The 21,337-nt window shown below is 39.5% G+C and carries 19 protein-coding genes; 11 read left to right on the top strand and 8 right to left on the bottom strand.

What is annotated here, in order from left to right:
• The first annotated feature begins 49 nt into the window (after nucleotides 1-49).
• A complete protein-coding gene (locus AC0N32_RS00320) occupies nucleotides 50-745 on the top strand; it encodes a YjjG family noncanonical pyrimidine nucleotidase (RefSeq protein WP_476391891.1) in 696 nt (231 codons plus the stop codon).
• Between the two features lie 59 nt (nucleotides 746-804).
• Here AC0N32_RS00320 and trpS read toward each other — a convergent pair whose 3' ends face one another.
• From trpS to ileS, 7 genes are all read right to left on the bottom strand, one after another.
• A complete protein-coding gene (trpS, locus tag AC0N32_RS00315) occupies nucleotides 805-1,773 on the bottom strand; it encodes a tryptophan--tRNA ligase (protein WP_476391890.1) in 969 nt (322 codons plus the stop codon).
• A 458-nt stretch (nucleotides 1,774-2,231) separates the two neighbouring features.
• On the bottom strand, nucleotides 2,232-2,876 hold the full coding sequence (locus AC0N32_RS00310) for a SanA/YdcF family protein (protein ID WP_476391889.1): 645 nt from the start codon (nucleotides 2,874-2,876) through the stop codon (nucleotides 2,232-2,234).
• A gap of 15 nt (nucleotides 2,877-2,891) precedes the next feature.
• Nucleotides 2,892-3,530 (bottom strand): lipoprotein signal peptidase, encoded by a 639-nt coding sequence (locus tag AC0N32_RS00305; protein WP_476391888.1) that lies wholly within the window; start codon nucleotides 3,528-3,530, stop codon nucleotides 2,892-2,894.
• The gene (locus tag AC0N32_RS00300; protein ID WP_476391887.1) at nucleotides 3,530-3,721 is read right to left on the bottom strand and encodes a DUF2683 family protein; all 192 of its coding nucleotides are present in this window, start codon (nucleotides 3,719-3,721) and stop codon (nucleotides 3,530-3,532) included. The genes AC0N32_RS00305 and AC0N32_RS00300 overlap by 1 nt, the downstream gene beginning before the upstream one ends.
• A gap of 16 nt (nucleotides 3,722-3,737) precedes the next feature.
• Nucleotides 3,738-3,983, bottom strand: coding sequence for a DUF6576 domain-containing protein (locus AC0N32_RS00295; protein ID WP_476391886.1), 246 nt, complete (start codon nucleotides 3,981-3,983; stop codon nucleotides 3,738-3,740).
• 81 nt (nucleotides 3,984-4,064) lie between these two features.
• Entirely contained in the window at nucleotides 4,065-4,445 is a 381-nt protein-coding gene (locus AC0N32_RS00290) for a TraR/DksA family transcriptional regulator (RefSeq protein ID WP_027378898.1), read from the bottom strand.
• A gap of 61 nt (nucleotides 4,446-4,506) precedes the next feature.
• On the bottom strand, nucleotides 4,507-7,971 hold the full coding sequence (ileS, locus tag AC0N32_RS00285) for an isoleucine--tRNA ligase (RefSeq protein ID WP_476391885.1): 3,465 nt from the start codon (nucleotides 7,969-7,971) through the stop codon (nucleotides 4,507-4,509).
• Between the two features lie 542 nt (nucleotides 7,972-8,513).
• Between ileS and flxY the strand changes: the two genes are divergently transcribed.
• Nucleotides 8,514-9,806, top strand: a complete 1,293-nt coding sequence (gene flxY, locus AC0N32_RS00280; protein WP_476391884.1) for a flexirubin biosynthesis putative acyl-CoA ligase FlxY — start codon at nucleotides 8,514-8,516, stop codon at nucleotides 9,804-9,806.
• 18 nt (nucleotides 9,807-9,824) lie between these two features.
• A complete protein-coding gene (locus AC0N32_RS00275; protein ID WP_476391883.1) occupies nucleotides 9,825-10,433 on the top strand; it encodes a hypothetical protein in 609 nt (202 codons plus the stop codon).
• 33 nt (nucleotides 10,434-10,466) lie between these two features.
• Here AC0N32_RS00275 and AC0N32_RS00270 read toward each other — a convergent pair whose 3' ends face one another.
• The gene (locus AC0N32_RS00270) at nucleotides 10,467-11,711 is read right to left on the bottom strand and encodes an NAD(P)/FAD-dependent oxidoreductase (protein WP_476391882.1); all 1,245 of its coding nucleotides are present in this window, start codon (nucleotides 11,709-11,711) and stop codon (nucleotides 10,467-10,469) included.
• Nucleotides 11,712-11,809: 98 nt separating this feature from the next.
• Here AC0N32_RS00270 and flxA point away from each other — a divergent pair, with 98 nt between their 5' ends.
• The 8 genes from flxA to AC0N32_RS00230 all read left to right on the top strand — a co-directional run bounded on the left by flxA (nucleotide 11,810) and on the right by AC0N32_RS00230 (nucleotide 21,307).
• Nucleotides 11,810-13,330, top strand: coding sequence for a flexirubin biosynthesis tyrosine ammonia-lyase FlxA (gene flxA, locus AC0N32_RS00265; protein ID WP_476391881.1), 1,521 nt, complete (start codon nucleotides 11,810-11,812; stop codon nucleotides 13,328-13,330).
• Nucleotides 13,331-13,399: 69 nt separating this feature from the next.
• Nucleotides 13,400-14,131 carry a flexirubin biosynthesis SDR family reductase FlxB gene (gene flxB, locus AC0N32_RS00260; RefSeq protein ID WP_476391880.1) on the top strand — a complete coding sequence of 244 codons (732 nt, stop codon included), beginning with the start codon at nucleotides 13,400-13,402 and terminating at the stop codon, nucleotides 14,129-14,131.
• A 75-nt stretch (nucleotides 14,132-14,206) separates the two neighbouring features.
• A complete protein-coding gene (locus AC0N32_RS00255; protein ID WP_476391879.1) occupies nucleotides 14,207-15,427 on the top strand; it encodes a beta-ketoacyl-[acyl-carrier-protein] synthase family protein in 1,221 nt (406 codons plus the stop codon).
• A gap of 4 nt (nucleotides 15,428-15,431) precedes the next feature.
• The gene (locus AC0N32_RS00250) at nucleotides 15,432-15,686 is read left to right on the top strand and encodes an acyl carrier protein (RefSeq protein WP_476391878.1); all 255 of its coding nucleotides are present in this window, start codon (nucleotides 15,432-15,434) and stop codon (nucleotides 15,684-15,686) included.
• Between the two features lie 104 nt (nucleotides 15,687-15,790).
• Nucleotides 15,791-16,675, top strand: a complete 885-nt coding sequence (locus AC0N32_RS00245; protein ID WP_476391877.1) for an LpxL/LpxP family acyltransferase — start codon at nucleotides 15,791-15,793, stop codon at nucleotides 16,673-16,675.
• A gap of 95 nt (nucleotides 16,676-16,770) precedes the next feature.
• Nucleotides 16,771-18,309 (top strand): phytoene desaturase family protein, encoded by a 1,539-nt coding sequence (locus tag AC0N32_RS00240; protein WP_476391876.1) that lies wholly within the window; start codon nucleotides 16,771-16,773, stop codon nucleotides 18,307-18,309.
• Nucleotides 18,299-19,987, top strand: a complete 1,689-nt coding sequence (locus tag AC0N32_RS00235; protein ID WP_476391875.1) for a C45 family autoproteolytic acyltransferase/hydolase — start codon at nucleotides 18,299-18,301, stop codon at nucleotides 19,985-19,987. Before AC0N32_RS00240 ends, AC0N32_RS00235 begins: the two co-directional genes overlap by 11 nt.
• Nucleotides 19,988-20,212: 225 nt before the next feature.
• A complete protein-coding gene (locus AC0N32_RS00230) occupies nucleotides 20,213-21,307 on the top strand; it encodes a hypothetical protein (protein ID WP_476391874.1) in 1,095 nt (364 codons plus the stop codon).
• Nucleotides 21,308-21,337 lie beyond the last annotated feature (30 nt).

Genomic DNA, 21,337 nt, shown 5'->3' with positions numbered 1-21,337 from the left:
CGGGCAAGAATTACCCGATTTCCAAAAATTAAAATTAATTTTGTGCTGTATGAAAATTCAGCACATTTTTTTTGATCTCGACAATACCCTTTGGGATCACCGGCGAAATGCCTATCTCACCATCAAAGACCTTTTTGAGCAAGAAGAAATCACCTTAAAATATACCATTGATTTTGAAGAGTTTCATGCCTTTTATCATAAAATCAATGAGAAACTCTGGGAAGATATCCGGGACGGAATTATTGATAAAGAGTATCTCAGAAAGCACCGTTTTTATGATACCTTTAAACACTTCGGAGTGGATGATGAAGAATTATCCATGTATTTCGAAGAGCATTTCCTAGATAAAATTCTCAATCATAATGAATTGGTGGAAGGCGCCGCGTATATTTTAGAGTATCTTAAAGCTAAAAACTACACATTACATATTATTTCGAATGGTTTCAAAGAAGTCACGGAACGAAAATGTATTTTATCCGGAATCAATACCTATTTCCAGACTATTACCAGTGCGGATACTGTCGGAGTCAGAAAGCCAAGACCTGAGATTTTTGAATATTCACTAAGACTTTCTGATGCTGAAAAAGAAAACAGTATTCTGATTGGCGACGACTGGATTGCCGATGTGACCGGCGCGCAGAATTTCGGAATGGATGTTATTTTCTTTGATGTTTTAAATGAAAACCGCAACCAGAAAGGACTTAAAGTCATCAAGCATCTTCTGCAGATTAAAGAATATCTATAAAAGCTTCGGCGGCACCTTTGGTGCCGCCGAACTATATTGATGGTCAAACTCAGGATATATTAAAGCCCCAGGCTCTCACGTACTCTTTTCATCGTTTCAGTAGCAATTACCCTCGTTTTTGCTGCTCCTTCCTGAAGCTTGGCTTCAAGTTCATCCAGATTGTTCATGTAATGAGAGAAAAGTTCTCTTTCTTTCTCGAATCTTGTCAGGATGAGATCCAGCAATTCTTTCTTCGCGTGTCCGTAACCGAAATTTCCGGCCAGATATTTGGCTCTTAACTCCTCTGTCTGTTCAGGTGTTGCCACCAACTGATAAATAGCAAACACTTTATCCGTTTCGGGATCTTTCGGCTCTTCCAAGGATTTGGAATCGGTTTCGATGCTCATTACCTGTTTTTTCAGCTCTTTTTCAGGTAAGAAAATATTGATGATATTTCCTCTCGATTTAGACATTTTATGGCCGTCGATTCCGGGAACGTATTTGGTGTTCTCCTGAAGTTCCGATTGTGGAAGTACAAAAACTTCACCCATCTGGTTGTTGAATCGGGAAGCTACATCACGGGCAATTTCCAGGTGCTGAAGCTGGTCTTTTCCTACAGGGACGATCTCCGCGTCATACAATAAAATATCGGCAGCCATTAAAATGGGATAGGTAAACAAACCGGCGTTTACATCCTGCAAACGGTCTGCTTTATCTTTGAATGAATGTGCCAAAGTAAGTCGCTGATACGGAAAAAAACATGATAAATGCCAAGAAAGTTCACAGGTTTCAGGGATATCGCTCTGTCTGTAAAAATATGTTTTTTCGGTGTCAAGCCCACAAGCAAGCCAAGCCGCAGCAATCTCGTAGGTGTTCTGTTTCAATTCTTTCGCGTCCTTAATCTGGGTAAGCGAGTGAAGGTTCGCAATAAATAAAAATGATTCGTTTCCTTCCTGCTTGGATAGCTCAATCGCAGGAATAATAGCACCCAGTAAATTCCCGAGGTGCGGGGTTCCGGTGGCTTGAATGCCGGTAAGAATTCTTGACATTGTTTAAAATTTATATTTAAAATTAATGAATTGCAAATTTAATCAATTCTTCAACAGATTGTGCAGTGTAAGAGTAAGTTTAAATTTTGTTCAAATTTATTTCCTGTTGGTTTTTCTTAGAGGATGTTTAAATTTGATCTGATAATTTTTTACAGACTTCTGCTTAATTTTAACATTAAGGAATTCAGTTTATTAAGCGGAAAAAATAAGAAGTCAATTAATTGATTTAAATTAAGTTAATTAAGAAGTTAAACTTAATTCTAAATATTACATAAGCTCTTAATTTCTAAAATCAAAATAAACTTTGTTTATTCTTAACTTTAACAATAATAGCTGTTTATTGAATAAGGTAGAATAAATAAACTGATAAGCCATATTGCCTTAAATTCTTAATGTTAAAAAAACAACAGGATCAATAGCGCAGAGGCAAACCGGATAGCCGAAGTACAAAATAAGTATTAAGGAATCTGAATTTTCTTTCCACCAAACTTCGGCTCTACGCCTGTCATCAGATCCAGGTAGGCTTTTGCCTTCGCCAGATATTCTCTCATATTGGTTTTGAACCCGGCATATTTATTTACATCTTCAGCATTAAAACCGAAAGCTTCCATCCCATACTTTTTTGCGAGAAATACCGCTCTTTCATTATGGAATTTCTGGGAAACAATAATGATTTTATGCTGCCCGAAAATTTCTTTCGCCCTTACCACCGAATCCAAGGTCCTGAAACCGGCAAAGTCCAGGAAAATTTTATCTTTGGGAATCCCATGTTCCATTAAGGCAAACTGCATATCTTCCGGCTCGTTGTAGTCTTTCCGGCTGTTGTCTCCGCTGACGATAATGTACTGTACTTTTCCGCTTTTGTATAGTTCTACAGCAGCATAGATCCTGTTGTAGAAATAGGCATTGGGAAAACCGTTATTTAGGGTCCTGCTGGTTCCCAGAAGCAATGCTGTTTTGGCTGCGGGGAGACCTGCCGTCTGGTAAGAAGTATACGGATCGCTGCTGGTCTTGATGCTGTAATTGGCCCACGCCATAAAAATAATTCCTGCCACAAAAAGAAGCAGGAAAATTTTAAAAATATTTTTGATTATTTTTTTCATCGAATGAAAATCTCTTTAAAATTCCAAGCCGTTCGGGAAAGCTTTTTTTCTGAAAACCAGCAATAAAGCGGCTCCTACTGTAATCGCCGAGTCTGCGACGTTGAAGATGTATTTGAAAAACTCAATATGTTTTCCGCCAATCAAAGGCCAGCTTTCGGGAACGTTCCAGTCTACCAGAGGGAAATGAAGCATGTCGACAACACAGCCTTTCATAAAGGAAGAATATCCCTGTCCGAAAGGAACAAATTTAGAAACCCCTCCATAGCCAATCCATTGATTGACACTTTCATCATAAACCATTCCGCTGTTGAAGATCAATCCATAGAACATTCCGTCAATGAGATTTCCTATTGCTCCGGCAAAGATCATCGCCATCGGAATCAGAAGATAATTGGATTCCCCTCTCTGCAGCCATTTTTTAAATAAATAGATCATTCCTCCAATCAGGAAAATTCTTACCAAAACAAGGAAATATTTACCGATAATGCCTCCGAAATGCAGCCCGTAAGCCATTCCGGGGTTTTCCACAAAGGTAAGTCTGAAGCCTGGAAAAACAGGAATACTGTCATTCAGTTCAAAATGTGTTTTAACGTAGATTTTTGAAACCTGATCAATCAGCAAGATAAGAAAGGTTACCAATACGATCTTTTTCATTACTGTCCTTTTGGTTTTGAAGGTTTTCCTATTTTTTCGTTTTTCTGATCAACGATTTTTTTGATCGTCTTCTGATTGTGGTGCGTATTCTTCGTATGGAATTTTTCGAACTTGATGTTCATTTCTTTTAAAACGCTTTTCAGTGCGTTAAGTTCCATTGCATTTTTAGTGTGTACGATAATGGATTCCACGTTTTTTATATTTAAATTATTTTTTCGACAGCTCATCAAGCCTTTTTCTTTCCTTAGGCGAAAGGTCATTGATTCCGTTTTTACCCATTTTGCTCAAAAGGCGGTCTATTTCCTTTTCCCTGTCGCGTTTATCAGCATTAAACTGATCATCTATCGTATAATTGGTATGTTTCTCACGGAAAAACATATTTCGGATCCTGTCTTTGTTGAAAAAAGCAAGGATCACAATGACGATAAGGACAACGATGAGTAATTCGCTCATGGGTATATACTAAAAATTAGGTTTATAAAGTATTTGTCAAAAATACAATATAAACCCAAATTTATGATATTAACCTGATGGTTATTTCTGCATATTTTTCGCTTCGATGCTCAATGTAGCATGAGGAACAGCCAATAGCCTTTCTTTAGGAATCAGCTTTCCTGTCACCCTGCAAACACCGTAAGTTTTGTTTTCAATTCTTATCAGCGCGTTTTTAAGATCACGGACGAATTTTTCCTGTCTTCCTGCTAAAATAGAATTCTGCTCTTTGCTCAGTGTTTCGGCGCCTTCTTCAAACGCTTTGAACGTAGGAGAGGTGTCATCCGTGCCATTATTCTGGTCGTTGATGAAGCTTTCCCGGATAAGCTTTAAATCGTTTTCTGCTTTTTCTATTTTTTCCTTAATGATGGCTTTAAACTCCTGTAAATCAGCATCACTGTATCTTACTCTTTCGTCTGACATAATCATTTTTCTGTTTTTTAATAAAATTATGAAATGAAAATTGAAAAACAATAACTATATGTTAATTTTTTTCAACATTTATCTTAAAATTAACCTCATCTATTTCGATTTCGTTAAAATTTGAAAGTGAAGATACAATTTCTATTTTATTTGACAAGACTTCGGAAGAAATATATTCTTCATTTTTCCGGATGTCATTGATAAAAGGAGAACTTTCTTCAACGAAAATATTGATCCTGTCCGTAAGATCAAAATCTTTGTCTTTTCTAAGGTTCTGAATTCTGTTGATAAATTCTCTTGCAATCCCTTCAGATTTTAACTCATCAGTTAGCTTCAAATCTAATGCCACAGTCGTTTTGCCATCGGAAGTTACCGTCCATCCCGGGATGTCTTTTGTTGAAATTTCAACATCATCAAGTGTTATTTCGTAACCCTGGATGTCTAATTTTCCTTCTTTTTCCAACGTTGAGATTTGTTCTGCGCTAAAGTTTGCAATCTCTCCGCCAACCGTTTTCATGTCTTTTCCCAATTTGGGACCCAGTGCTTTGAAATTCGGTTTGATCTGTTTTACAATAAGATGCGCGGCTTCCTCTGCATTGATGAGCTGCAGTTCTTTTACGTTGACCTCCTGTCTGATTAATTCGGAAACGGCTAAAATCTGTTCTTCCGTTTTTGAATCTAAAACCGGTATTAAAACTTTTTGTAACGGCTGACGAACTTTTACATTTTCTTTCTTCCTTAAAGAAAAAACCATACTGGTAATGTTCTGTGCTAAATGCGTTTTTTCAACCAGATCCTGATCGATCAGGCTTTCATCCGCTACCGGGAAATCTGTTAAATGGATAGATTCCGCCGTTTCTTTTCCGGTGACTTTATTTAAATCCTGATACAACTGATCCATAAAGAACGGAGCAATCGGTGCGGATAATTTGGCAACTGTTTCAAGACAAGTGTATAAAGTCTGGTAAGCGGAGATTTTATCTTCAGAGTAATCACCTTTCCAGAAGCGTCTTCTGCACAACCTTACGTACCAGTTAGATAAGTTATCGTTCACAAAAGTGTTTATTGCTCTCGCTACTTTTGTCGGTTCGTAATCTTCGTAAAATGCTTTAACTTCTTTGATCAATAAATTTAATTCCGATAAAATCCATCGGTCGATTTCAGGACGGTTTTCTACTTCTTTCTCAGAATAATTAAATCCGTCAACATTCGCATATAAAGCAAAGAAGGAATAAGTGTTATATAAAGTTCCGAAGAATTTTCTTCTCACTTCATCAATGCCTTCGATATCGAATTTCAGGTTTTCCCAAGGATTGGCGTTGGAAATCATGTACCAGCGCGTTGCGTCGGGACCGTAAACGGCAAGTGTTTCAAACGGATCAACCGCGTTGCCTAAACGTTTTGACATCTTCTGACCGTTTTTATCCAAAACAAGCCCGTTACTCATGACATTTTTATAAGCCACCGAATCAAAAACAGCCGTTCCGATTGCATGAAGCGTATAAAACCAGCCACGGGTCTGGTCAACGCCTTCCGCAATGAAATCTGCCGGGAAGGCTTTGTTGGTTTCTATTAATTCTTTATTTTCAAAAGGGTAATGCAGCTGCGCATAAGGCATAGCCCCTGAATCAAACCAAACGTCGATCAGGTCGCTTTCTCTCTTCATCGGCTGTCCTGAATCTGAAACTAAGATTACTTTATCAACCACATTTTTATGCAGGTCTACCAAAGCATAGTTCTGTTCAGACATATTCCCGATTACAAAACCTTTAAATGGATTTTCTTTCATGAATCCTGCTTCAACGGATTTTTCGATCTCGTTGTACAATTCTTCCACAGAACCAATGATTTTCTCTTCTGCTTTTCCTGTTGAAGCATCTGTTCTCCAGATCGGTAAGGGGATTCCCCAGTATCTTGAACGGGAAAGATTCCAGTCGTTCACATTCTCAAGCCAGTTGGCAAAACGGCCTTCTCCCGTAGATTTGGGCTTCCAGTTGATTTCTTTGTTTAAATCGACCAGTCTGTCTTTCACGGCAGTCATTTTCACAAACCATGAATCGAGCGGATAATATAATAACGGCTCATCTGTTCTCCAGCTATGTGGATAGGAGTGAACATATTTTTCTACTTTAAAAGCCTTGTTTTCTTTTCTTAATTTTAAAGCAATTCTTTCATCTACAGAAAGATACGTTTTCAGGTCTGAAATGATTGACTTAAGGTTTTCCTTTTGAATTTTGAGTTCTGCCTCTTTTTCTGCTTCACTAAGGTATTCCCCTTTTACGTATTCATTGGCAAAACCATAAATTTCATCACTTACCTGCGGTAAAAATCTTCCCTGAAGATCTACCAGAGGAACGGGATTTCCGTTTTTATCCAAAACAAGCATTGGCGGAACTTCAGGGGTCGCTTCTTTGGCTACTTTCGCATCATCGGCACCGAAGGTAGGCGCCGTATGAACGATACCTGTTCCGTCTTCTGTTGTAACGAAGTTCCCTGAAATGACCCTGAACGCATTTTCCGGATTCTGGTGCGGAAGAGCATAAGGTAAAAGTTGTTCATATTTAATTCCAACTAAATCAGCTCCTTTGAATTCGGCTAAGATCTGATAAGGAATAACTTTACTTTCTGAAGTGTAATTTGCGAAATCTTCTTCTGTACCTTCACTGTATTTTTTTGCAAACTGTTTCCCCACCAAAGCTTTAGCCAAAACAACATTTACGGGTTCAAAAGTATATTGGTTGAAAGTTTTAACTAAAACATAATCGATTTTTGGACCGACTGTCAAGGCGGTGTTAGAAGGCAGCGTCCAAGGAGTAGTTGTCCAGGCTAGGAAATGTACCTCTCCAAAGCCTTGTAAAAATGATGGTAAGGTTTCAGGTAATGTCTTAAACTGTGCCACAACCGTCGTATCGGAAACATCACGGTAAGCGCCCGGCTGGTTGACTTCATGGGAAGAAAGTCCGGTTCCCGCTTTTGGAGAATAAGGCTGGATGGTGTAGCCTTTGTACAATAATCCTTTATCATACAATTGCTTCAGCAGCCACCAGACGGTTTCCATGTATTTTGATTTGTACGTCACATACGGATCATCAAGATCTACCCAATATCCGATTTTCTCAGTAAGGTTGTTCCAGACGTCGGTATAGCGCATTACCGCTTCACGACAGGCTTTGTTGTAATCTTCAATCGAAATTTTATTGCCAATATCTTCTTTAGTGATTCCTAATTCTTTTTCCACACCAAGCTCTACCGGAAGTCCGTGCGTGTCCCAACCCGCTTTACGGAAAACCTGCTTTCCGTTCTGGGTCTGATAACGACAGAAAATATCCTTTAATGCCCTGGCCATTACGTGGTGAATTCCGGGCATACCGTTTGCCGAAGGCGGACCTTCATAAAAAACAAACTCGGGCTGCCCTTCACGAATCTCAACACTTTTATTGAAAGTTTTGTTCTGTTTCCAGAATTCCGCGATGTTGTCGGCTACGTCAATAAGGTTGAGGTTTTTGTATTCTTTAAATTGGCTCATTGTAATATCTCAATATCGTTGATTAATTAAGTTGGCAAATTTACTAAAATTTACCGGTTTATAATATATGTTTTATTTTGATATTTCCAATGAAAATGTTCTGTTTCAGAAAAATAAAGCAGAGCAACGAGGGAAGGTGAATGGTCAATGGTGAATAAGTGAATTTTTTGGAATCGATTTATTTAAAAAAAGATTTAATCAGTGTTGTTAACATTGTTTCAGTAAATGCTCTATTCATAATCCCTGTCAATCGAATCTCATCAATACAATCTTTATCAATCGAATCTTTATCAATAGGGGCGGGCTTCAGCCCGCCTTCAGAATACGGCGTTGTGAAAAAGGTTTTAACCAAAGCTTACATAAGCACGCAGATCTTGCAGATTACGCAGATTTTTTTTCAAAGCAATACCTTATTTCTACTTTGAGTTTACGTTATAATTAAATAGTCCATCATCATTAAAATCCACGAAATCTATTGGAACTAAAATCTCCACGGGAAAATTGATTTTAATTAAATAAATTTGTCGTTTAAAATACAGCCATTGGAACTCCATCCATCAATCGAAAAAGCAAGCATTCAGGAAATAAAAAAATTTCAGGAGCAAAAGCTTCAGGAACTTCTCATGTATCTTGAGGTACATTCTCCTTTTTACCAAAGACTATTTACGGAAAACAACATAAAAATTGCTGATATCCGGACGCTGGAAGATTTACAGAAAATCCCAACGACGACGAAAAACGATATCCAGCAGAACAACGATGATTTTTTCTGCATTACGCCGGATAAAATCGTGGATTACAGCACCACTTCAGGAACGCTGGGTGATCCCGTGACGTTCGGATTATCCGATAACGATCTGGAACGTCTGGCCTACAACGAAGCTATTTCTTTTGCCTGCGCGGGAATCCAAAAAGGCGATGTGGTACAGATGATTACCACCATCGACAAAAGGTTTATGGCCGGTCTTGCTTACTTTTTGGGATTGCGGAAAATGGGCGCCAGCGTTGTCAGAATGGGTCCCGGAATTCCGGAATTACAATGGGATTCAATTTTCAGATATAAACCGAAATATTTAATTACCGTTCCGTCATTTTTATTGAAAATGATAGATTACGCCGAAAAACATGGAATCGATTATAAAAATTCCAGTGTCTACGGAGCGGTTTGTATTGGAGAAAGCATCAAAAATCAGGATTTTACAGACAATATTTTGTCGCAGAAAATTAAAGAGAAATGGGATATTAAATTGTTCTCGACGTATGCTTCTACGGAGATGAGTACCGCTTTCACGGAATGTGAATATCAGATTGGCGGCCATCAGCATCCGGAATTAATCATTACCGAAATCCTTGACGACGAAGGAAATCCTGTAGAAGAGGGAGAAAGCGGAGAATTAACCATCACGACATTAGGCGTTGAGGCGATCCCGTTATTAAGATTCAAAACAGGCGATATTGTAAAAGCGCATTATGAACCTTGTGCGTGTGGAAGAAATACGATGAGGCTGGGTCCGGTGATCGGCAGGAAACAACACATGATCAAGTATAAGGGAACAACTCTGTATCCGCCGGCCATGAATGATATTTTAAATGATTTTAATAATATTTTGTGTTATCAGATCGTTATCCGCTCGAATGAAATCGGTCTTGATGAAATTATCATTAAAATAAGCACAGACAGCGACTCGGAAAATTTTGTGAATGAGGTAAGAGATCATTTCCGGGCGAAGCTGCGGGTAAGCCCGAAGATTGAAATGGTTGACTTTGATGTTCTGTCTAAAGTTGTTTTTAATCCGAACAGCAGGAAGCCCATTGCATTTATAGATTTGCGATAAACTTTAAAATTATAAACTATGAAAAAATTATTCTTACTATTTTCTTTAATGGCCGCTTTGGTACTCAATGCACAGAGAATAGTAATCAAGTCCGGAAGTTTTAGCGCTTTAAAGGATCAGACGGATGTAAATGTGGAGTTAAAATTCGATAATGTTCTGATGATGAAAGAAAATGTCACAGAAGAGCAATATCTGGAAAACAGAAAAAAAGATGTTATTGCAAATCCTAAAAGAGGCGAAATAGGATGGCAAAAGTGGAGTGCAGAATGGCAAAGGTATAAAGATGAAGAATATATTAATTATTTCACGAAGGGCCTGAATAAAGCTTATAAAAATATCAGCTTTAAGAAAGACAGTCCATCGTCAAAATACACCATATTGCTGGAAACCAATTGGGTTTTTCCTGGATGGCATGGAGGTATGGTTATGATGACTGCAGAAATCACCGGGAAAATAAAATTGATTGAAACCAATAATCCCGAAAACGTTTTAGCAGAGGCGGAATTTGATAAGTTCGATAAATTTGTCAATAATAAAGAAATTGTGATGGAATATGGCAGGGTGGCCGGCGCATACGAGTCCCTTGGAAAATATCTCGGAAAAGAGATCAAAAATGCAGTAAAATAAAACAAAAAAGGTCTGAAAATCTCAGACCTTTTTTTATACCTTTTGCTTTTCCGTTTTTATAAATTCGGCTAAATTTTTTATCGCCGTATCGTGTATTCTCACAAAAGTATTCTTTTTGTCCCATACATAACCCGCCAGTACGGCGCAGATCTTCCGCTTCACATCCGGATTTTCCGGCTGGTGGAAAAACAGTTCCTGGAGATTTCCGGTATACCACTCTTTTACATAAGTGGTGAAAACATCAACACCATATAGGATATAATCTGCAAATTCTTTCTGCCAGTCTACTTTTTCGCCATTCAGCTGCCGTAAGGCTAATTTTGCGGCCGTCATTCCACCTTCGGTGGCAAAGGCCATTCCTGAAGAGAAAACCGGATCCAGGAATTCCGATGCATTTCCCGTTAAGGCAAATCCGTCCCCGTATAATTTTTTTACCGAGCAGGAATAGTCTTTCAGGTGCTTCGGCTCAAATAGGAAATCCAAATCCCCGAAACGTTTTACATAATAATCCGAAAGGGAAATCGCTTTTCTTAAAGCTTCCGCCGTATCGCCGTTTTCGGATAACTTATCGATGTATTCTGTAGGTCCCACAATTCCGACACTGGTATTTCCGTTGGAGAAAGGAATTACCCAAAGCCATACTTCAGTCTCGATAATATCAAAAGAAATTAAAGTTCCTTCGGTCCCTTCTTCACGGTTGATGTCTTTTACATGGGAAAAAATAGCGGAGTGCGGAGAAAGTTTGGAGGGCTTTTCAAGATCCAGAAGTCTTGGAAGCACCCTTCCGTAGCCGCTGGAATCGATCACGAATTTGGCATGGATCTCTTTTGCTTCCCCGTCTTTGGTTCTTACAGTTGTCACGGAATCCGTCCCGTTGAATTCAATGCCGATCACTTCGGTCTCAAATTCCAGGTCGATGCCTTTATTGATGACTTCCTGAGCCAATACGTTGTCAAAATCGGCTCTCGGAACCTGCCACGTCCAGTCCCATCCTTTCCCGAACTTATTACTGAAATCAAAAATGCAGACTTCGTTGCCTCTTAAAAACCGGGCGCCCAATTTCTTTTCAAACCCCATTTTATCAAGGGCAGGAAATAATCCGGCTTCATCAAAATGATCCATCACACGCGGAATCAGGCTTTCCCCGACCACTAATCTGGGAAATCTGGTTTTTTCAACAACTTTTACGCTGACGTTGTTCTTCTTTAAGTATGAAGAAGATACGCAACCGGAAGGCCCGGCGCCGATTACAAGAACGTCAACAAATTCTTTGCTCATCTTTGATTTTTTATTTTAATAATAACTTCTATCTTTGCCGCAAAATTAATGACAATTAATTAATAATTACAAAATTATCATATTATTACTTTTAATTAATGAAAATAAACAACTTTTTAAAACTGAGCGACTTTAAAAAAGTCATCATTGAGAATGAAAGAATAGAACTGGATGAAACGCTTCTTGCCAGAGTAGATGAGAGTTTTCAGTTTCTGAGAGAATTTTCAAAAAATAAAGTAATATATGGAGTCAATACGGGGTTCGGTCCGATGGCTCAGTTTAAAATAAGCGATGAAGATACCCATCAGCTTCAGTACAACCTGATCCGGAGCCATTCCTCAGGGATTGGAAATCCGCTTCCTGCCGATGAAGCGAAAGCCTGTATGCTGGCCAGATTAAATACGTTGTCTCTTGGAAAATCAGGGGTTCATCAGTCGGTTGTCAATCTACTTAAAGAATTAATAAACAGGGATATTACGCCATTGATCTTTGAACACGGCGGGGTAGGTGCAAGCGGTGACCTTGTGCAGTTGGCACACCTCGCTCTGGTATTGATCGGCGAAGGGGAAGTTTTTTATAATGGGGAAAGAAAACCGACAAAAGAAGTTTTCGCTGCAGAAGGCCTTGAACCGATTCAGGTGGAGATCCGTGAAGGGCTTGCTTTAATGAACGGAACATCTGTCATGTCCGGAATCGGTGCGGTTAATGCGCATAAAGCGAATCAGTTAACTGATATTTCTTTAAAATTATCCTGTGCGATCAATGAAATTGTCCAGGCTTATGACGACCACCTTTCGGAAGTGCTGAACGGAACCAAGCTTCATGAAGGTCAGCAGAAGATTGCCGCTAAAATGCGTGCTCATTTGTCCGACAGCAAGCTGATCCGGAAAAGAGCCGATCATTTATATACACACTTTGAAGAACAGGAAAAAGTCTTCAAAGAAAAAGTCCAGGAATATTACTCCTTACGATGTGTTCCGCAGATTTTAGGGCCTGTTCTGGATACGTTGGAATACACTGAGAAAGTATTAGAAAATGAGATCAACTCAGCAAATGATAATCCGATCATTAATGTTGAGGATCAGCATGTTTACCACGGTGGAAATTTCCACGGGGATTATATTTCGCTGGAAATGGACAAGCTGAAAATCGTGGTGACGAAACTCACAATGCTGGCGGAAAGACAACTGAACTATCTTTTAAACTCTAAAATCAACGAGATTTTGCCTCCGTTTGTGAATCTCGGGAAACTGGGCTTCAATTTCGGAATGCAGGGCGTGCAGTTTACCGCTACTTCTACTACTGCAGAAAGCCAGATGCTTTCCAACCCAATGTATGTGCACAGCATACCGAATAACAATGATAATCAGGATATTGTAAGCATGGGAACCAATGCGGCCGTCATCTGCAGAAAAGTGATTGACAATGCTTTTGAAGTTTTGACGATTGAAGCCATTACTATCGTTCAGGCTATCGAATATCTTGGTTTTCAGGATAAAATCTCATCGGCGACAAAAGAACTGTATGACGAGATAAGAAAGATTATTCCTGCGTTCTCCAGTGACATGGTAATGTATCCGTACCTGGAAAATGTAAAAAAATATCTTAAAAGTATGTAACTTCAGGCTTATATACATTGTCATAAAAGAAGAAAATATATTAAAAACTAAAACTAACATACGCAACACATGAAATGTGCAATCATCACAGGCGGCTCCAGGGGAATTGGAAGAGCTATCTGTATCAAACTGGCAGAAGAGAAAAATTACCATCTGCTGATTAATTATACTTCCAATGAAGCTGCGGCAAAAGAAACGCTTTCCAAGGTAGAAGCATGGGGTGCTACGGGAGAGATCCTGAAATTTGATGTCGGCAATGCCGAAGAAACACAGCAGGTGTTAACGCAGTGGCAGGAAAATAATCCGCAGGCGATCGTTGAGGTGATTGTAAATAATGCCGGGATTACGAGAGACGGACTTTTCATGTGGATGCCGAGTGAAGATTGGAACGCAGTGATTAACACAAGTTTAAATGGTTTTTTCAATGTGACGAATTTCTTTATCCAAAAGCTGTTGCGCAATAAATACGGAAGAATCATCAACATGGTTTCTGTTTCCGGCGTGAAAGGAACGGCCGGACAGACCAATTATTCTGCGGCAAAAGGAGCTGTGGTAGGCGCTACAAAGGCCCTGGCGCAGGAAGTGGCGAAAAGAAACATTACGGTAAATGCCGTAGCACCCGGATTTATCAAAACGGATATGACGCAGGAGTTTAACGAAGATGAATTAAAGGCAATGATTCCTGCCAATCGATTCGGCGAGGCGGAAGAAGTAGCAGATCTGGTGGCATTTTTAGCTTCTAAAAAGTCATCTTATATTACCGGCGAAATCATTAATATTAACGGAGGAATTTATTCATAAAAATCAGGCAGCAGATATAAGATGGCAGGGAATAGCTGCAACCTAAAATCTGCAACCTAAAATCTTGAATTTTAAATGGAAAACAGGGTTGTCATTACCGGAATGGGAATTTATTCCTGCATCGGAACTTCTTTGGAAGAGGTAAAGGAATCTTTATTTCAGGGGAAATCCGGTATATTTTTAGTGGATGAAAGAAAAGAATTCGGTTTCAGGTCGGGATTAACGGGCGTTGTCCCGAAGCCGGATCTGAAGAATCTTCTGAACCGCCGGCAGCGTGTAAGTATGGGGGAAGAGAGCGAGTATGCCTATATCGCTACTTTAGATGCTCTGAGACAGGCAGGAATAGACCAGGATTTTTTAGATAACCACGAAGTCGGAATTTTATATGGAAACGACAGTGTTTCTCAGGCAGTGGTGGAATCCATCGATATTGCCAGAGAGAAAAAAGATACGACGCTGATGGGTTCGGGAGCGATTTTCAAATCGATGAACTCTACGGTAACGATGAATCTTTCCACGATTTTTAAACTGAGAGGGATTAATCTGACCATCAGTGCTGCCTGCGCAAGCGGTTCTCATTCCTTGGGATTGGCTTTTATGATGATTAAAAACGGTTTCCAGGAGATGATCGTCTGCGGAGGAGCGCAGGAAACCAATAAATATTCCATGGCGAGCTTTGACGGGCTTGGTGTTTTCTCTGTGCGGGAAGACGAACCGACGAAAGCTTCAAGACCTTTCGACTCGGGAAGGGACGGCCTGATTCCGAGCGGCGGGGCAGCGACCTTAATCGTTGAAAGCTTAGAGTCCGCACAAAAAAGAGGAGCGAATATTATCGCAGAAATCGTAGGCTACGGATTTTCATCAAACGGCGGACATATATCCACCCCGAATGTAGACGGGCCGGCACTGGCGATGGAAAGAGCGCTGAAACAATCGGGCTTCACAGCAGAAGATATTGATTACATTAATGCCCATGCCACTTCCACACCGATTGGTGATGCCAATGAAGCCAAAGCAATTTTCGAAATTTTCGGTGGGGAGGTTCCGGTAAGTTCTACAAAATCCATGACAGGGCACGAATGCTGGATGGCCGGCGCCAGTGAAGTGATCTACTCAATCCTGATGATGCAGAACGGCTTTATTGCCCCGAATATCAATCTGGAACATCCTGATGATGAGGCGAAAAAGATAAATCTGGTCGCCGAAACAAAAAGTCAAAAAATTGACGTATTTTTGTCGAATTCTTTCGGATTTGGGGGAACCAACTCCGCATTAATCGTTAAAAAATTTAATTAAAAACATGGAAAGGGAGAAAATTGTTGCGATCGTTAATGATTTTTTGGTCAATGAATTTGAGGTGGACGGCGATGAGATCAGCAACGAGGCAAACTTAAAAACAACGCTTGGGCTGGACAGCCTGGATTATATTGATATGGTTGTTGTAATCGAATCTAATTTCGGGGTGAAATTAGGCGAAGCAGACTTTAAAAAGATGGTTACGTTCGATGATTTCTACACGACCATTGAAAACAAAATCACAGAAAAGAATAAATAATATATTAATGTAAAAATGTAATAATATAACAATTTACCAATGCTTCATTGAATAATTGTTAAACTGGTACATTGTGTATATTGGTACATTATGAAAACAATGCTATGAACAAATGGAAAGGTAAATCTAAGGGGACGATCCTGGGGTACAGGATTTTTGTCTGGTGCATTAGAAATATCGGGATCCGGAGTTCATACGCTGTACTGTATTTCGTTGCATTCTACTATTTCGTATTCGAAAAAAGGAGCAACACATATTACCGGTATTACTTCCGGGAAAGACTGAAATACGGCTACTGGAAAACAAAACTCTCGTTGTTTAAAAATTATTTCACCTTCGGAACGGTTTTAATTGATAAAACGGCCATTTCCGCAGGACTCAGAAATAAATATACCTACGAATTCGACGGAATTGAAAACCTCCGAAACCTTTTAGCGGAAAAAAAAGGCGGCGTTCTCATCAGTGCCCACATCGGAAACTTTGAGATCGCGGAACATTTCTTTGCCGATATCGATTTCGATTGCCAGATCAATCTGGTTACCACCGATCAGGAAGTTACGGTCATTAAAGAATATCTGGAAAGTGTTTCCGTAAAACAGAGCAGCATTAAATTTATTTATGTAAAAGAAGATATGTCCCATATTTTCGAGATCAATGAGGCACTGTCTAAAAATGAACTGATCTGCTTTACCGGCGACCGGTATTTCGAGGGTTCCAAATTTCTGGAAGGCGAGTTGCTCGGAAGAACGGCAAAATTCCCGGCGGGTCCTTTCCTTATCGCTTCAAGACTGGGTGTTCCGGTGGTGTATGTGTATGTAATGAAAGAAAAAAATCTTCATTACCACCTGTACGCCAGAGTTGCTCAAAATGTAAAAAAACGGGATGCCCAGGGTCTTCTCAATTCCTATACCCAGAATCTGGAATCCATGATCAGAAAATATCCGCTCCAATGGTTCAATTATTTTGATTTTTGGGATGATATTGATTAATTTTCCTACTTTTACCCCAAATAAAACTAATATTTAACGCAACATCAAAGTGATTGAGAAATTTAATTCAAAATCACTAAACACAGCTTTTCTCCTTGAAAAAAGAATTCGACATACTGGTAATTGGCAGCGGATTGGGAGGTCTTGTTTCGGCGCTGGTGCTCGCCAAAGAAGGCCTGAAAGTCTGTGTCTTAGAGAAAAATAACCAATATGGCGGAAACCTCCAGACCTTTTCCCGCGACAAACTGATTTTTGATACCGGTGTTCATTACCTGGGCGGGCTTTCCGAAGGCCAGAACCTTCATCGGTATTTTTCCTACCTCGGTATTAGGGATGACCTTCAGCTTCAGCAGATGGAGCCGAATGGGTATGATAAAATTACTTTCGGGAATTATAAAACCGAATATCCTCATGCGCAGGGCTACGATAATTTTGTAGAGCAGCTGGTTCAGCATTTTCCTGACGAAAGGGAAAACCTGCAGAATTACTGTGAAGAAATCCAAAGGGTATGCGGCCAGTTCCCGAGATATAACCTGGTAGGGAAAGACAATTATAATGAAGAAGTCCTGCACCTCAATACCAAACGGTTTATCGAATCCATTACCCCGAACAGGAAACTTCAGTCGGTTTTACTGGGATCTAACTTTTTATACGCCGGAGATTCTGAAAATGTTCCTTTTTATGTACATGCCCTTACGGTAAATTCTTACATTCAGAGCGCTTACAAGTGTGTGAAAGGAGGCAGCCAGATTTCAAAATTACTGATTAAGAGGCTTCGTGAACATGGGGTGGAAGTGCATAAACATTCTGAAGTTTCGGAATTTATATTTAATGACGGAAATATACTGGCCGGAGTACGTACAAAGGCCGGAAAAGAATATTTTGCTGAAAAGTTTATCTCCAATATTGAGATTCGTTCTGCCATCAGGCTGATCGGGGAAGACCGGCTGAAAAAATCTTTCTTAAACAGAATTAAAAGCTGGGAACCGGTTTCTTCCTGTTTCAGTGTGTATCTCGTTTTAAAACCCCGGACGGTTCAGAATTTTAATTATAATGTTTACCATTTTTCCAGTGAAGAATCGGTATGGAATGCCCATCGTTATGATAAAGATGCCTGGCCGGAAACCTATATGCTGTCCTCGACGCAATCTAAACACGACCCGGATTTCGCCGAAAGCCTGACCGCCATTTCCTATATGGATTTTGAAGAAGTAAAAAAATGGCAAGATACATTCAATACGGTAGCGGAAGAGCAGGACCGGGGAGAAGCCTATGAACAATTCAAACTTGAAAAGGCTGAAAAAATGATTGCCGCCCTGGAGAAGAAAATTCCTGATCTGAGAACATCCATCAAGAGGATATATACTTCTTCGCCGCTGTCTTATCGCGATTACATTGGCAGTGCCGACGGAAATATGTATGGGTATATGAAGAGTTCGGAAAATCCGCTGAAAACAATGGTTTCCCCGAGAACGAAAATCGACAATTTGTTCCTGACAGGCCAGTCCGTAAATATGCACGGCATTTTGGGCTGTACCATCGGTGCATTCAATACATGCGCGGAAATCATTGGAAAAGAAGTGATTGATGAAAGATTAACACAACTGATTAATAAGAACAAAGGTGAAAAATAAAGTTATTGCAGGCAGCTGTTCTTATTGGATATTATTTTTCAGCCTTATCCTGAATCTCAGCCTTATTTCCTGCGGTACAAGAAAATCCGTCCGGCATCTTCCGGAAATCAGACAATATGCGCTTGACATTCCGAAAGTGAATAAGGTTAATGATTCGACATTTAGTTTTCGTGAAAATTATTTAACCAAAAACAAGCAGAAAATCTGGGAATTATATATTAAAGGAAATCCTTTGCAGCTGGGCTATAATAACGGGGCATTGACCCAAAGCCTGATGCAGAAGCAGGAGAAAATCTTCTTCTCGAAAGTAGAGACTTTTGTTCCCTCAAAATTTAAACAAAATCTTTTACGGGGCTTTCTGAAATGGTACAACAGGAAGATGTACCTGAATGTACGTGAGGATTACCAGGCAGAGTTGTACGGGCTGTCACAGTACTCGTCGGATGAATACGATTTTATCGCCCCGAAATATCTGAGGAATCTTTACCTGCACGGTGCGCACGACATCGGTCATGCGATGCAGGACCTGATGATTGTCGGCTGTACGTCGCTTGCCGTCTGGAACGAAAATACCGAAGACGGCGATCTTCTTATCGGCCGGAATTTCGATTTTTACGTCGGTGATGATTTTGCTAAGAATAAATTTATTGAGTTTGTAGAACCGGAGGATGGGATTCCTTATATGTCCGTAAGCTGGCCTGGGATGATAGGCGTTGTTTCGGGGATGAATAAAGAAGGGATTACCGTGACCATCAATGCGGGAAAGTCTAAAATTCCGCTGACGGCCAAAACGCCTATTTCACTTGTGACGCGTGAAATTCTCCAATATGCCAGAAATATCGATGAAGCCATTGCCATTGCCAAAAAAAGAAAAGTTTTTGTCTCGGAATCCATTCTGGTTGGAAGTGCGAATGATAAAAATGCCGCGATTATCGAAGTTTCGCCGGATAATTTCGGCGTATACCGGGTTGAAAACAGCGCGAGGATTTTCTGTACCAATCATTTCCAGTCGGAGGCTTATAAAAATGACAAGAGAAATCAGAAACATATCCTGGAAAGCCATTCCGAATACCGCTACGAAAAACTGCAGGAGCTTTTGCAGGAAAACAAAAAGCTGAATCCTGAAAAGATGGCCGCTATTTTAAGAGATAAATCAGGGCTGAAAAGAGAAAAGATCGGGTATGGCAATGAAAAGGCCATTAATCAGCTTTTGGCCCATCATGCCGTGATTTTTTCTCCTCAGAAAAGACTGGTGTGGGTTTCCGCCAATCCTTATCAGCTGGGCGAATTCGTCTGCTACGACCTCAATGAGATTTTTTCGGATAAAAGACTAAAAAACGGACAGTTTTCAAAATCTGAATTAAACATTCCTGAAGATCCGTTTTTAAAAACCCGGGAATTTCAGAATTATGAACAGTATAAACTGATGAGCGCAGAAGTCGGTAAAGCTGTCGATGGAGAAATAGCGGTCAAAGATGATTTTTTTCCTCATTACCAGTCACTGAACCCCGATTTCTGGCTGGTGTATTACCAGGCCGGGAAATATTATTATCATACCAGACAATATTCTAAGGCTAAAAATGAATTTGAATTGGCTTTAAGCAAAGAAATCACTACGGTTCCTGACAGAGAAAATGTTGAAAAATATCTCAGGAAAACCCTGAAGAAAATGAAATAGCATTTTCAATATTATAAAATTATTGTGGTATTAAGATGTGATTGTTAGTATTCATGTTATTGTCTGAAATTTTTTAATTTTAGTGAAATTAATATTTTTTAACAGAGAAAATTCTTTAAATAGTATATCCTGTTAAGTATTTTTAAATATAATATTCTTTTTATTGGGAAAAATTTGTTTTGTTTTGGATTTATTATTTATATTCGTTCATTAATTTTTTAATGAATGAAAAAAATCTACTTTTTGTATTTATTTTGTTTTCTGACTGTGTTTTCCTGCAAAAGCGACGAAAAAATTGAGAGTATAGAAACGGAAGGTTCTTTCGTGAATTTCAATATCGATGCAGTTCCGTATGCAAAATTATCAACCTATATGTTTTTTACGGGAGATCTTAAAAATCTCCAGCCTAACACAAAGGTGGTTCCTTATGAGCCTGCCAGTTCACTTTTCACGGATTATGCCTTAAAAAAGAGATTTATCTGGATGCCCGGGGGGACGAAGGCAACTTATGACACCGATGATAAAATATTAAATTTTCCTGTAGGAACCGTCCTGATCAAAAATTTCTATTACAATACGATACAGCCTGGTAATACAACGAAAATCATTGAAACACGTTTAATGATCAGAAAATCAAGCGGGTGGATTTTTGCAGAATACCTTTGGAATGATGCTCAGACAGAAGCAGAACTCGTTACAGGAAGTAATTTCGCGAGTGGCAGTTCCAAAAACATTTCATTTAAAAAAGAAAACGGCGATCTCATTGCAACAGCCTACAGAATTCCGTCGGAAACTGAGTGTCTGGCCTGTCATAAGCTTGATAATAAACCGATTCCGATTGGTCTGAAACCCCAGAATATAAATGTTTCCTACAATTATCCGAACGGAATAAAGAACCAGCTGCAAAAGTTTGTAGATGAAGGTTACCTGCAAAGCTATCCTTCGAACATTGTGTCTACGGTGAATTATAAAGACACCAGCAAACCTTTAGATATCCGCCTGAGATCTTATCTCGATATCAACTGTGCCCATTGTCACCAGGACAATGCCCGTTGTGACTACCGGGCCATACGATTAAGTTTCAGTAAAACCTCGGACTTAACAAAACTGGGTGTATGTATTACGGCCGATGAGCCTATCAGTCCTTCTGTAGAAAGGATTATTATGGCAGGAAATCCTGCCAAATCGGTGATGCATTTCAGACTAAGCTCTATAGATGAAAACAACAGAATGCCCTTGCTAGGCAGAACCATTGTTCATGATGAAGGCGTCGATCTTCTAAGCCAGTGGATTTCTTCATTGAATCAAACTTGTCCATAATTTAATTTAATACTAACAAAACTTTTAATT

It is taken from the genome of Chryseobacterium endophyticum (assembly GCF_056333165.1).
The sequence above is the reverse complement of the archived record's forward strand: the minus strand, read 5'-3'. Positions and strand labels throughout refer to the sequence as shown.

What these genes read in the sequence shown, in the direction of transcription:
- AC0N32_RS00320 (WP_476391891.1), top strand. Translation starts at nt 50, where the DNA reads ATGAAAATTCAGCACATTTTTTTTGATCTCGACAATACCCTTTGGGAT.
- trpS (WP_476391890.1), bottom strand. Translation starts at nt 1,773, where the DNA reads ATGTCAAGAATTCTTACCGGCATTCAAGCCACCGGAACCCCGCACCTC.
- AC0N32_RS00310 (WP_476391889.1), bottom strand. Translation starts at nt 2,876, where the DNA reads ATGAAAAAAATAATCAAAAATATTTTTAAAATTTTCCTGCTTCTTTTT.
- AC0N32_RS00305 (WP_476391888.1), bottom strand. Translation starts at nt 3,530, where the DNA reads ATGAAAAAGATCGTATTGGTAACCTTTCTTATCTTGCTGATTGATCAG.
- AC0N32_RS00295 (WP_476391886.1), bottom strand. Translation starts at nt 3,983, where the DNA reads ATGAGCGAATTACTCATCGTTGTCCTTATCGTCATTGTGATCCTTGCT.
- AC0N32_RS00290 (WP_027378898.1), bottom strand. Translation starts at nt 4,445, where the DNA reads ATGTCAGACGAAAGAGTAAGATACAGTGATGCTGATTTACAGGAGTTT.
- ileS (WP_476391885.1), bottom strand. Translation starts at nt 7,971, where the DNA reads ATGAGCCAATTTAAAGAATACAAAAACCTCAACCTTATTGACGTAGCC.
- AC0N32_RS00275 (WP_476391883.1), top strand. Translation starts at nt 9,825, where the DNA reads ATGAAAAAATTATTCTTACTATTTTCTTTAATGGCCGCTTTGGTACTC.
- AC0N32_RS00270 (WP_476391882.1), bottom strand. Translation starts at nt 11,711, where the DNA reads ATGAGCAAAGAATTTGTTGACGTTCTTGTAATCGGCGCCGGGCCTTCC.
- flxA (WP_476391881.1), top strand. Translation starts at nt 11,810, where the DNA reads ATGAAAATAAACAACTTTTTAAAACTGAGCGACTTTAAAAAAGTCATC.
- flxB (WP_476391880.1), top strand. Translation starts at nt 13,400, where the DNA reads ATGAAATGTGCAATCATCACAGGCGGCTCCAGGGGAATTGGAAGAGCT.
- AC0N32_RS00255 (WP_476391879.1), top strand. Translation starts at nt 14,207, where the DNA reads ATGGAAAACAGGGTTGTCATTACCGGAATGGGAATTTATTCCTGCATC.
- AC0N32_RS00250 (WP_476391878.1), top strand. Translation starts at nt 15,432, where the DNA reads ATGGAAAGGGAGAAAATTGTTGCGATCGTTAATGATTTTTTGGTCAAT.
- AC0N32_RS00245 (WP_476391877.1), top strand. Translation starts at nt 15,791, where the DNA reads ATGAACAAATGGAAAGGTAAATCTAAGGGGACGATCCTGGGGTACAGG.
- AC0N32_RS00230 (WP_476391874.1), top strand. Translation starts at nt 20,213, where the DNA reads ATGAAAAAAATCTACTTTTTGTATTTATTTTGTTTTCTGACTGTGTTT.